Raw genomic sequence first — 13,494 nt, 5'->3', positions numbered from 1 at the left:
CATTTCTCTGTGAACTCTGCGCCTCTGTGGTTCGTTTCTTAAAATTCTTCTTCATACAGAACTGGCATTAAATATTTTGGATAGATTTAAGTTTTTGTAGACGCTTTCTTTGTTGAGCTTTACCATCGGCAATTTTTTCGCTCACAATCTCCGGGAGATTAGTAGTTATTAGCTCAGGCTCAACTTGGGTTAAATAATTAGCTAAAGAGTTAATTGTGGGATATCTAAATAGGTCGAGAACAGCTAAATCTTTGGAAAATGTTTCACGTAATTTGCTATGCACCTGTACCAAAAGTAATGAATGACCACCGAGTTCAAAGAAGTTATCATGAATGCCGACTTTTTCCAGTTGCAGGACTGTTTGCCAAATTTGGGTAATAGTTTGTTCAACTTCGGTTTGAGGTGGTTGATAAGCTGCGGTTAATTCGGGGCGGGCTGTATCGGGTGCAGGTAAAGCTTGGCGATCAACTTTACCATTTGCTGTCAGAGGGAATGCTTGTAGCAAGACAAAAGCCCCTGGGATCATATAGTTGGGTAACTTTGATTCCAGGAAGTGACGTAGTTGCTCAATTGCTAGTGTTTGCTCGGTTTGAGGGACTAGATAGGCGACTATGCGTTGAGATGACGCTAATACCACGGTTTCCCGCACCCCTGGATATTGGCTAATGATGGCTTCAATTTCTCCCAATTCAATGCGAAAGCCGCGAATTTTCACTTGATTGTCAATTCTTCCCAAATACTCAATGTCTCCATTGGGGAGATAACGCCCCAAGTCACCAGTTTTATAGAGGCGTGCGTTTGGGCGATCGCTAAAAGGATTGTCAATAAATTTTTCGGTTGTTAATTCTGGTCGATTTAAATAACCGCGTGCTACACCCGCACCACCAACATACATCTCACCCTTGACTCCCATCGGTACTAGTTGCTGATAGCGATCTAATAAATAGATTTGCAAGTCAGGGATGGGACGACCAATAACACTGCCTAATCCCAATTCTAAGTCTGCCTTGGTGAGTGGACGATAGGTAACATGGACGCTTGTTTCGGTAATACCATACATATTGACTAACTGCGGCGAGCGATCGCCATGACGCTCAAACCAAGGTCTTAAACTTTCCAGTTGCAGGGCTTCGCCGCCAAAAATTACCAATCGCAGACTTAGCTGTTTCCTGGTTCCCCAAGATTCTTCTAGTTGAATTAGTTGGGAAAAGGCGGAAGGGGTTTGATTGAGTACTGTTACTTGCTGTGTGACCAACAATTGATAAAAGTCTTCCGGGGAACGACTCAGCCAGTAAGGTACTATGACTAGTTTCCCGCCATACAGCAAAGCCCCCCAGAGTTCCCAAACGGAAAAATCAAAGGCGATGGAATGAAATAATGTCCAGACATCATTATGGTTAAATTTATACCAATGCTCTGTTGCTGCCAACAACCGCATTACATTGCTGTGATTGACTAAAACTCCTTTGGGCTTGCCTGTTGAGCCGGAGGTATAGATGATATAAGCTAAATTAGCAGTTATACATTCACTGATGGGGTTGTATGTATTTTGCTGATTTATACTGTCAGATTCAGTATCTAAACAAACAACCTGAGTTTGAGCTAACGGCAAATTCTCAATCAAATGCTGCTGAGTCAGTAGTACAGACATCTGAGCATCTTGCAAGATAAAAGCTAAACGTTCTGCTGGATAGGCAGGATCTAGGGGAATATATGCACCACCAGCTTTGAGGATGGCTAAGATAGCGATTATTATATGGTGTGATCGCTCTACATAAATCCCTACTAACGTTTCTGTTTTTACACCTAAAGTTTGTAAGTAATGTGCTAGTTGATTCGCTTTATTATTGAGTTCGTGGTAAGTTAGTTGCTCATCTTCAAATACTACTGCTACTGCATCCGGTATGCGTTCTACTTGCGCTTCAAATAACTGATGAATACATTTATTTTGAGGATATTCAACTTGAGTATTATTCCACTCTACTAAAAGTTTATGACGCTCTAATTCTGTTAATAATGGTAATTCTGATAATCTTACATCTGGATTAGTTACAATACCTTGGAGCAAGGTTTGTAAATGTTCAACTATGCGATTAATGGTAGTGTCATGAAATAAATCAGTATTATATTCTAAAGCGCCTACCAATCCCGCTTCTGTCTCCTGCATATCCAGTGTTAAATCAAACATTGCTGTGTGTGTTTGATTTTCCAAGAAATTCAAACTTAAACCTGATAGTTTTAAGGCAGAAGTGGGGGCATTTTGCAGCACAAACATGACTTGAAATAGAGGCGGATGACTCAAATTTCGTTGTGGCTGTAATTCTTCAACTAACAAATCAAAAGGTAAATCTTGATGAGCGTAGGCTGCTAAAGTTGTCTCGCGTACCTGCCGCAATAATTCTCTAAAAGTGGGATTACCAGTGAAGTTAGTCCGCAGCACCAAAGTATTGACAAAAAAGCCAATGAGTTGTTCAGTTTGCGGCGAATTCCGATTTGCGATCGCAGAACCAACTAAAATATCTTCTTGACTACTATAGCGATGCAATAATGTTTTAAATCCTGCTAACAAAGTCATGAAAAGAGTTACATCTTCATGACGGCTAAGTGTCTTTAATGCCTCAGTTAAATCAGCAGATAAAGAAAATGCTTTTCTTTTACCTTTAAATGTCTGAATTGGTGGACGAGAATAATCTGTGGGTAATTGCAATATTGGAATATCGCCACCAAGCTTTTGTTTCCAATAATTCAGCAGATTTTCCCGCACTTCTCCCTGTAACCATTGACGTTGCCAAACAGCAAAATCTACATATTGAATCGGTAATTCTGGCAGTGGAGAAGCTTGATTTTGAGCGAATGCTTGATAAAGGGCTGCAACTTCCTGAATCAGTACCCCCATCGACCAACCATCAGAGATGATGTGATGCACAGTAAACAGCAGTACATATTCTGTTTTTGCTAATTGCAACAGAGTACATCGTAACAACGGAGCTTCATCTAATTTAAATCCTTGGGAAGTTTCTTGAGAAATAAGTCTTTTAACTTCTAATTCTTGCTCTACTTCTGGTAATGCTTGTAAATTAATTATAGGTAAATTTAACTGCAAATTCGGGTGAATAATTTGCACTGGTTGTCCTTGATTGACAGTAAAACTTGTTCTAAAAACTTCATGCCGTCGGACAATTTCGTTGAGAGCCTTTTCTAATGCTTTTACATTGAGTAAGCCTTGAATCTGAATAGCCGCAGGTAAATTGTAAACGTTACTACCTGGTTGCAATTGGTCAATAAACCAGAGTCTTTGTTGAGCAAAAGATATAGGTAAATTCTCCCGCCCTTGAACCGGATTAATCAGATAATTAGTAGCATTTAAAGCCATATCATTATTACCAATAAAAGCAATAATTTCGGCTTTACGTTCTGCCAGTTCGGCTTTAATCACTGGTGTCAGCGCACCTTTAGGAGCATTACAACGCAGGCGATTTTCTTCAACCCACAGCTTAATATCTAGACTGCAAAGATCAGATAAAAACTCTTCAATAGTTTTCATATTTCTATCTCCTCACGATCTACTACATTCATAGACATCAACTGTAGTTGTTGAAGTGTCAACATCTTCTCGATTCGCTCGACTAATTGCGTGACTGTCGGCGCTTCAAATAAACTGCGTAAAGGCAACTCTATTTTAAATGCTTCTCTTAACCGAGAAATAACTTGAGTTGCTAATAAAGAATGTCCACCCAAATCAAAGAAATTATCGTGAATACTTAGATGCTCTTGCTTTAATATCTGCATCCAAATATCACCAACTATTTCCTCGGTGGGGGTACGCGGTGCAACGAAGCTGACTGCTTCATTTTGAAAATTGGGTATGGGTAATGCCCGACGGTCTATTTTCCCACTGGGAGTCAGGGGTATTGTTTCCAGAGCTAAAATTGCCGCAGGTACCATGTATTCTGGTAGCCTTTCTTTGAGTAAGTTGTGTAACTCTGTGATGACTTCGCTAGTAGCTTTATCATCTTGATGAAACTCAGAAGGCAGCATAACATAAGCAACTAAACGCTTATCATCAGGACTTGGTTCTTGCACAATCACTACAGTTTCTTTAACCGCAGAATGTTGGCTAATTAGAGCTTCAATTTCTCCTAATTCGATACGGAAACCCCGGATTTTTACCTGATGATCTATCCGCCCCAGAAATTCAATATTGCCATCAGGTAGCCATCTACCTAAATCTCCAGTTTTATAAATTAAATCTTTATCTATTCCTGGCAATGGTTTAGCATTTGTCGAAAACGGATTAGGCACAAAATTAGCTTTTGTCATTTCTTCATTCTGCCAATATCCTTCAGCTACCCCATATCCAGACACACAAATTTCACCCGGAAATCCAATAGGTACGAGTTGCATTTGAGCATCAAGAATATAGATATTTAAGTTAGCTAATGGTTTACCAATGGGAACGGTACGCTGATTTTCTGGCAAAGGTTGAGCAACGACAAACTGAGTAACATCATCGGCAGCTTCACTAGGGCCGTAAGCATTAACTACCTGAATTTCAGGATATATTTTCAGCCATTTGTTGACTAATTCCACTGAAACAGATTCACCTGTTACCATCATCCATTGCAGATGAGGTAATAATCTAGCCTCTGGAGGTAGCTGAGTGATGTAATCTAATAAACTTGCTAGGATAACTGGGACTAATTCAACAAGAGTAATTTTTTCTGTTTGAATAATGTGGAATAATTTTTCAGGATTACAAATAGTTTCGGTATCAATAATGACGGTTTTACCACCAATTAAAATAGGCGCTAAAAATTGCCAAACAGAAATATCAGATGAAGCAGGAGCGGTTTGTAGAAAAGCCAAATCTGCCTGCAAATTTAAAGCATCAAATTCACCATAGATATGGTTGATGGCGCTACCATGTCTAATAATTACTCCCTTGGGCAGTCCTGTGGAACCAGAGGTATAAATCATATAAGCTGGATCAGTTCCTTGACGGTTTACCTCTAAATTTTCTGGAGGTAAGTTACCAAAATCCAGTTCATCGTAAATGTTGATAGTATTGGTTGTGGCTAAGGCTTGCTTATCGGGCTTAATATCTAAACAGATTAAACATTCTAAAGACGGAAAATGCTCTGGAGAATCAACTAAAATATCTAAATAGACAGCATCTGTTAATAAAATTCTCACTTTGCTATTAGATATCATGTATTTGATTCTATCTGGCGGATATGTACTATCAATTGGGACATAAACACCGCCAACTTTATGGATCGCAAGTATACCGATGAGAAAGTTTATATCCCGTTCTTTAATAATGCCAACAAAATCACCTGTTTGGACTCCTAATTTTGTTAAAAATATCGCTAATTGATTGGCTTTATTGTTTAATTGTCGATAGTTTATTCGAGTATTGTTAAAAACAGCAGCCAATTTGTTAGGTGTTTTTGCTACTTGTTTAGCAAATAATTGATCTATGGTTTGATTGATGGGATATAGTTTGGTATTGTCGTTAAATGTTGTTAATAAAGTGCTGCGATCGCCCGCACTTAAAATTGGAATATCTAAAATTGAAATTAAACAATTGTTGAGAACAGCATTTAAGATATTAATGTAACATTTGGTGATAACTTGAATGCTTTGTTGTGTAAACAATAAATTGTTATAGTAAATATTACCGACAATTAAATTACCATCAACTTTAAAAGCAAAAGTTAAATCATTATTGAGTGATTTGACATCGGATAAACAATGTATATTCTCTAATAAAGCTACTACATCAAAAATAGAGTCACGATTTTGAGTATGCGGTAAGTTTAATAATTCAATCAATTCATCAAAGACATAGTTTTGATGTGTATAAGCATTGAGTGCTATTTCTTTAACTTGGACTAGTAAATCTTTAAAAGTTAGTTGATTGTCAAATCTCAACCGTAAAGGAATTACTTTTGTTGGTAAATTATCAATCTTTCCGACTGTTTGATAAATTGGTGAACCAACTATCACATCATTAGTGTTATTGTATTTGCCTAGAAAAATGCTTAATCCTGCTAACAGTACTAAGTAGATGGCCAAATGAGAGTTATTGGTAAATTTAATAATTTTTTGTGATAACTCACTGGGTATAACAAAATTTACTAGCTTTTTTGTGCCTTCATATATTGTAGGTCTGACATAATCTGCAATCAAAGTAGTCTCAGGTAATTCGCCAGCAAGTTGATTCAGCCAGTAAATTTTCTCAGGAAATAAATTTTTAGCAGTCAAGTTATTTTGAATTTTATTAGCAATCATAATTTACTTCCTCGCTCTAATTACATCTTTCCAAGCTATGCAGTGGCTAAATCATTAAAAGCTGTTTTGATAATTGCACAGCCTTTTTGTAAGGTAACTAAATCAATTACCAAAGGTGGCAAAATTTTAATTACAGTATCATTTCTACCTGCTAATTCAACAATTAACCCTAGTTCAAAACAATGCGAGGTTATCTTTTTAGCAAAATCATTACCACCAAAGGTCTTGACATCAATTCCCCAAATCATCCCAATGCCACGGATATCTATTTTGTCGCTAATGGCGGCAATTTCTTGAGTGAGAAAGTTTTTTAAATAAAGCTCTTTAATTTTGACATCTTTTTCCAGATTGCTGCTTTCTCTATACTCTAAAGCTGCCGTAGCCCCGATAAATGCTAATTGATTACCTCGAAAAGTACCATTATGTTCTCCTGGTTCCCAAATATCCAATTCTGGCTTAATTAATAATAGTGACATTGGGAATCCATAGCCACTAATAGATTTAGATAAAACTACCATATCAGGCACAATATCTGCTCTTTCAAAAGAAAAGAAAGACCCTGTTCGACCACAACCAACTTGAATATCGTCACAAATTAATAAAATATCATGGTCGCTACATAAATTGCGGAGGCGCTGCATCCACTCAACAGGCGCGACAATTACACCACCTTCAGCTTGCACTGTTTCAAAAATAATTGCTGCTGGTTTTTCAATACCAGAATTAACATCATTTAAGACTGTTTCTATATATTCTATTGTGTCAAAAGTTTCCATGAAACCATAGGGGTAAGGCATAAAAGTTACATGACTTACTGTGCCAATTGCCCCGGCTCTAACTCCCACATTACCACTAATAGATAAACTACCTAAAGTCATACCGTGATATGCTCCCATAAAAGAGAATATGCCCGGTCTTTGCTTGACTTTTCTGGCTAATTTTAAAGCTGCTTCCACGGCATTTGTACCTGTAGGGCCGCAAAATTGTAGGCGATAATCTAGTTTTTTAGAGCTTAAGACTAACTCATCAAATTTAGATAAAAACTTCTCCTTAGCAGAAGTGTACATATCCAAAGCATGAGCTATACCATCAGCATCTAAATATGAGATGACTTTTTGTTTAATATAGTCATGATTATGTCCATAGTTTAAAGCACCTGCACCAGCAAAAAAGTCTATATATTCTTCGCCTGATTCAGCATAAATAATGGAATCTTTCGCCCGGTGAAATATAGCAGGGAATTTACGGCAATAGCTTCGGACGTTGGATTCACATTTTTCAAATGTATTCATATATGGAAATCCATGTAGGAGTTAAAAAACCACGGAATCACAAATATCTCAGCAATCAAGATTTGCACAAATGACTTATAAGACAGAAGACCAATCAAATGATATCTCTTGTTCTAAAATTGCTGAATTTTGTTGTTGTTCTGGTGTTCCCAAAGGTAAGTTTTTAATTTGGAAGTGAGGATTAGTGACTAATCCTTGCAGCAGCATTTCGATATCTTGGAGAATACCAGTAATGGTAGTAGTTGCAAATCTTCTAGAATCATAGGAAATAGCCAGTAATAGCTCTTTGTTGGGGTAGACAACCAAGTTTAGAGGATAGTTGTTACGGTAGTAAATCTGTGTATGTTGAAATTCAATATTGCCTTGCCAATCTCGGATAAATTCGCTGACAGGAAAGTTTTCAACCACGACAATACTTTCAAATAAAGCTAGTTTTTGAGGAATTTCACTCCATTTATGAATTTCGGTTAATTGAGAGTATTCATAATCTCGAACTTCAACTAATTGCAGTTGAAAACGCTGTAACCATGACAAAAAAAGCTGTTCAGTATCGATATTGACATGGATGGGCAAGGTGTTAACAAACATACCCACCATTGATTCTACTCCTGGCAAATCTGCTGGTCTTCCAGTGACGGTGCAACCATACAATATATTGTTGCAACAAGTATAACGACTCAGAAGAACAGCCCAGATACCGTTAATAATTGTTGCTAGGGTAAGACGATGTTGGGTTGCAAAGGATTGTAACGCCTGTGTAGTTTTTGCTGATAGTTGAATTATTTCCTCGCTATATCTAACTTCTTGGGTGGAAGATGGCTCAATTTTGTCTAGTTTTTCGATATAAGTTAGAGGAGTTGGTATTTTTACACCCTGCAATGCTTGCCGCCAGAAATTTTCGGCTTTGGTTATATCTTGCTGCTGCAACCAATCAATGTATTCTCTAAAGGGACGAGTTGGCGCAAAAATAGTTTCTTTACCTTGACAAAGTGTTCCATAGGTTTCGACAAATTCTTGGAATACTAATGAACCACCCCAACCATCAATAATGATGTGGTTAAAACTCCACACATATAAATGCTTGTCATCAGTACAGCGAATTAAAGTATGACGCATTAAACATGGTTGGGAAAAGTCAAAACTTTTTTGGCGATCGCTCACAATAAAAGCGTCAAGTTGTGATTTCTGTTCTGCTGAATTGATGTTACTCCAATCACAGCAACTCAGAGGTAATTCTACTTTTTTGTAAACAATTTGTAATGGATTTTCTAGTTCTTCCCAATAAAATCTAGTCCGTAAAATGGGATGTCTATCTATTACTAATTGCCAAGCTTTTTCAAAAGCCTCGATATTCAAATCCCCTCGGATAGTAAAGAGATGCTGGAAAAAATATAAAGATAATTCACTATCAAACAGACAATGGAATAGCATCCCTTTCTGTACAGGTGTGAGTTCGTAAATGTCCGCAATATTTTCTAATAAATTAGGGTCATCACATACTCGCTGAATTTGCAACAATAAAGACTGCTGAGAATTATTTACATCTGATTGATTGTTATTTGGCTGCGATTTTGTGTCGGGAATAGTGGGAGTAATCGCTAAATCTGTGGCTAATTCAGCAATTGTTTGGTAGTGGAAAAACTGTTGAGATGTTAATTGTAACCCGGCTTGATTAGCTTTCGCCGCAATTTGAATTGTGTTGATGGAATTTCCACCTAATTCAAAAAAGTTGTCGTAGATACCTATTTTTTCAATTCCGAGAATTTCTTGCCAAATCTCAGCGAGAATTTGCTCAATTTCGGTTTCGGGAGGAATGTAATCGTTACCTAAATTGGGACGAGGATGTTTGGCTTTAGCAAGATTGACTGAAGATAATTTGGAATCTAAAAGCTGTAATTGCTCTTGTAAATACTGCGGTGAGTTATTTTGCTTGATTAACTCTGGTAAATCTTGAGTGGAAACAACAACATGAGGTAAGTTACTGGCGAGAATGCGATTAAATACCTCGATACCTTCTGATGGTAAGATACCTTTTTTGATAATTTCTGCACGCTCTTGTTGCAGTTTATCTGGTAAGACAGTTTCTACTGCAAAACCGACTTCTTGCCAAGTGTCCCAACTAATTGATACTGTGAAGCGATCGCTGATACAATTCCGATAAGCATAAGCATCTAAAAAGGCGTTGGCTGCACAATAATCTATCTGTCCAAATTCACCCAAAATAGAAGTTTTGGACGAACATAGAACCAAAAAATCTAAATTTATATCTTTTAAAACTTCCTCTAAAATTAACGTACCTTGGACTTTAGCGGCTAAGACATGATCGGCCATATCCCGCGTTTTCAGTTGGGTAACACCACCACCAGGAACACCAGCCGCATGAATTACACCATGAATTTGACCAAATTTTTGAAGTGCTTGTGCGATGACTGCTTGCATCTGTGCCAAATTAGTCACATCTGCACTTATGACCTCAATTTCTGCACCTAATTCTTCCAGCGATCGCACTTTTTGAATCTGGCGACTCATAGCGTCTTGGCTATCATGATTTTCTAGCCATTGCTCCCATTGTGAGCGTTCTGGTAATCCCTTCCTGCTCACCAAAATCAACTTAGATTGGAATGTCTTGGCTAAATGTTCTGCTAATACTAAACCAATACCTCCCAGTCCGCCAGTAATTAAATAAATGCCACCTTTTCTTAACTTGTTTTTGCTAACACCACTATCTTCTAAAGGAACTACATCAAAGGTTTGAACCCAACGATGTGAACCACGATAAGCAACTATTTCGTTAGTTTGTTCCAGTGTTAATTCTGCTATTAATTTATCTAGATTTTTAGCAGATAAAGGCGTTTGAGCAGCAGGAATAATTAAATCAACAAGACTACAATTGATATGCCGATATTCCTTGGGAATTACTTTACAAGGGCCTAATACTGTAGCTTTATGAGGACATAAATTTTCCTCCCCAGTGACATCATATAAATTACTGGTGACAACCATCAGCTTCAAAGAATCCCAAATATCTTGTTTACCAATTGCTTGGGCTAAAAATAATAGGCTATAAAAGCTCAGATTATCATATTCATTATCAAGGGAAATATATTTAGGTGTAACGCTCCAAAAATGGGCAATTGTATTTAGTTGAAAATCTCGCTGTTGTAGTGCTTTCAATAATAAGTCATAATCATCTGGTTGTTGGGGATTGATGCAATATACTTTTTCATCAAGCTGACTAAATTGTTCACCCAACCGCACTGTAATGACATCTTGATGTTGTTGTGCAAGTTGTTTGCTAAATTCAGAACCAACTCCATATTTATCGACAAATACTAAGCAATTTAACTGCTTTTGGCTCAGTTCTTCTGGTAAAAAATCTAGAAGTCTTGATTGTTTCCATACTGGAGTATAAAACCATTCAGCAATATTTGTTTTTTTCTCTAATAATTTTCGTGAATATTTTTTGGAAGTAGATGAATCTAACTCAATAGCATAACGCTGATTTTCCAGGAAATAATTAGATATTGGCTCTAATGATTCCTGAGTATTTATAGAATCAAGCCAATAACGCTGACGCTCAAAGGGATAAGTTGGTAAAGGAAGACGGTAACGAAGTTCGTTAGTATAAAAACTCGACCAATCAATTTTGATTCCCAACATCCATAAGCGACCCAATTCGTTGAGTAAAAATGCTGTTTCTGAATGCTGTTGGCGATGATTTGCTAGTGGTTCTTGCAAGTTAATTTCTAGTAAAATTTGCTGTTTACCTTGCAGTAACTCAGCAATTTCTGGATATAAAGCTGCTTCTATGTCTGTCCAATAGTGGGGGTTTGTTGCTTCAGTTGGAGCAATCCAAGTTCCAGTCACATGAGATATGAAGGGGATTTGTGGTGGATGAAGTTGGATTTTTTCTAACAACTGAGGAGAAGATTTTGTTACTAATACAAGAGCATCTTCTAGAGAAAATACCCCTGCTAAAGTTGCAGCTACATATTCTCCGACACCTTGACCAATCAGGGCTTGCGGAGAAATACCCCAAGACATCCACAACTGAGCCAAAGCATACTTAATAACAAACAAAGCACTGTGAGAAAAGCTTGTTTGTTGGAGTTTTTCTAATGCAGTTTCCCGTTCGGATATGCTGGGATAAATTACAGAACGCAAATCTAATTCTAGATGTGGTCTTAATATTAAACAGCACTTTTCTATGTGGGTGCGAAATACTGACTCTGTTTCGTAGAGTTCTTTACCCATATCTGTATACAGTGCATCTATCCCAGGAAAGATGAAAGTAACAGAGGGCGTTCCTGACTCTTGAAATTGATGTTGTGAAACTGGCTGATTCAGTTGCAAAATTGCATCTTGAACATCGGCACAAACTAAGATTCGCCGATAATTAAAATCTCTGCGTCCGACTTGTAAAGTATAAGCGACATCTGCAATATTAAGATTAGGATGTAGTGTCAAATGTTGGCTGAGATTTTGTGTAGCAGTTGCTAATGCAGATGCAGTTTTTGCAGAGAGTAATAACAATTGCCAAGGACGAGAAGCACTAGAAGCCGGAAGGGTTGGTGCTTCTTCAAGAACTAAATGAACATTTGTCCCCCCCATCCCTAAAGAACTGACACCTGCACGTCGAGGAGTCAAATTTGTTTGCCATTCCCTGAGTTTAGTATTGACATAAAAAGGACTGTTGGCAAAATCAATTTCGGGATTAGGCTGTTCAAAGTTAAGGCTGGGTGGAATCAATTGATATTTTAAAGCTAAAGCCGTCTTGATTAATCCTGCAACGCCGGCGGCTGCGTCTAAATGTCCGATATTGGTTTTCACCGAACCAATGGCGCAGAAATTCTTTTTCTCGGTACTAGCACGAAAAACTTTAGTCAGCGCCGCAATTTCGATGGGATCACCCAAAGCTGTACCGCTACCGTGGGCTTCGATATAGCTGATGGTTTCCGGTTCTACCTCTGCTAACATAATGGCTTCCGCGATCGCTTCGGCTTGTCCATCAACACTGGGTGCTGTATAACCAACTTTCATCGCCCCATCGTTATTGATAGCCGCACCTTTAATCACTGCATATATGCAATCTCCATCAGCGATCGCATCTTTGACTCGCTTGAGAACAACTACCCCCACACCATTACCCACAGTTGTTCCCTGGGCTTTAGCATCAAACGCATAACAATGACCATCAGGCGATAATGGCCCTCCTGGTTCATAGAAATAACCAGCTTTTTGTGGTAAGCGAATCGAAACCCCACCCGCTAAAGCTATATCACATTGATAGTTTTGTAAACTTTGGTAGGCGAGAGTAGTAGCAACTAATGATGTCGAACAAGCAGTTTGAACTGTCAGACTTGGCCCGGTAAGATTTAATTTATAAGAAACACGAGTTGAGAGAAATCCTTTATCATTACCAATTAACTTTTGATATGATTCTCCTGAACCTAATTGATCATTTTTTACATCAAAATATAAATAATTATTTAAACTAGCACCCGCATAAACACCAATTCTGCTGTTACACTTAGTCGCATCATAACCAGCATTTTCTAAAGCCGACCAAGCACATTCTAAAAATAAGCGATGTTGTGGATCTGTAACTGCCGCTTCCTTGGGATTTAAATCAAAAAATGCCGTATCAAATAAATCAATATTATCTAAAATACCGCCAACTTTCACATAATTACTATCATTTACCAATGCCGCAGGTATACCAGCCGCAATTAACTCATCATCTGTAAATAAAGATAGTGATTCTACCCCGTCTTGTAAATTCTGCCAAAAACATTCTATATCGATGGCTCCAGGAAAACGCCCTGCCATCCCGATAATAGCAACCCCCTCCATTAACTCATAATTTTCATTCATATGATTCAACCTTTATTGCTTTTACTCGCTGCCA

Annotated in this window: 4 protein-coding genes; all 4 read right to left on the bottom strand. The window is 37.8% G+C overall.

Going from position 1 to position 13,494, the window contains the following annotated elements:
- Nucleotides 1–67: 67 nt before the first annotated feature.
- The 4 genes from NOS7107_RS17375 to NOS7107_RS17360 all read right to left on the bottom strand — a co-directional run bounded on the left by NOS7107_RS17375 (nucleotide 68) and on the right by NOS7107_RS17360 (nucleotide 13,460).
- Nucleotides 68–3,544 carry a non-ribosomal peptide synthetase gene (locus NOS7107_RS17375; protein ID WP_015114259.1) on the bottom strand — a complete coding sequence of 1,159 codons (3,477 nt, stop codon included), beginning with the start codon at nucleotides 3,542–3,544 and terminating at the stop codon, nucleotides 68–70.
- Nucleotides 3,541–6,294 carry a non-ribosomal peptide synthetase gene (locus tag NOS7107_RS17370; RefSeq protein ID WP_015114258.1) on the bottom strand — a complete coding sequence of 918 codons (2,754 nt, stop codon included), beginning with the start codon at nucleotides 6,292–6,294 and terminating at the stop codon, nucleotides 3,541–3,543. The genes NOS7107_RS17375 and NOS7107_RS17370 overlap by 4 nt, the downstream gene beginning before the upstream one ends.
- 35 nt (nucleotides 6,295–6,329) lie before the next feature.
- Complete coding sequence (gene ectB, locus NOS7107_RS17365) at nucleotides 6,330–7,586, bottom strand: diaminobutyrate--2-oxoglutarate transaminase (RefSeq protein WP_015114257.1); 1,257 nt, start codon at nucleotides 7,584–7,586, stop codon at nucleotides 6,330–6,332.
- Between the two features lie 75 nt (nucleotides 7,587–7,661).
- Nucleotides 7,662–13,460, bottom strand: a complete 5,799-nt coding sequence (locus NOS7107_RS17360; protein WP_015114256.1) for a type I polyketide synthase — start codon at nucleotides 13,458–13,460, stop codon at nucleotides 7,662–7,664.
- Nucleotides 13,461–13,494 lie beyond the last annotated feature (34 nt).

Source organism: Nostoc sp. PCC 7107 (assembly GCF_000316625.1).
Lineage (GTDB): Bacteria > Cyanobacteriota > Cyanobacteriia > Cyanobacteriales > Nostocaceae > Nostoc_B.
Note: the sequence above shows the minus strand (reverse complement) of the source record. Positions and strands in the feature narration are given on the sequence as shown.

Coding starts and splice junctions, on each gene's coding strand:
- NOS7107_RS17360 (WP_015114256.1), bottom strand. CDS start 13,460: ATGAATGAAAATTATGAGTTAATGGAGGGGGTTGCTATTATCGGGATG.
- NOS7107_RS17375 (WP_015114259.1), bottom strand. CDS start 3,544: ATGAAAACTATTGAAGAGTTTTTATCTGATCTTTGCAGTCTAGATATT.
- ectB (WP_015114257.1), bottom strand. CDS start 7,586: ATGAATACATTTGAAAAATGTGAATCCAACGTCCGAAGCTATTGCCGT.
- NOS7107_RS17370 (WP_015114258.1), bottom strand. CDS start 6,294: ATGATTGCTAATAAAATTCAAAATAACTTGACTGCTAAAAATTTATTT.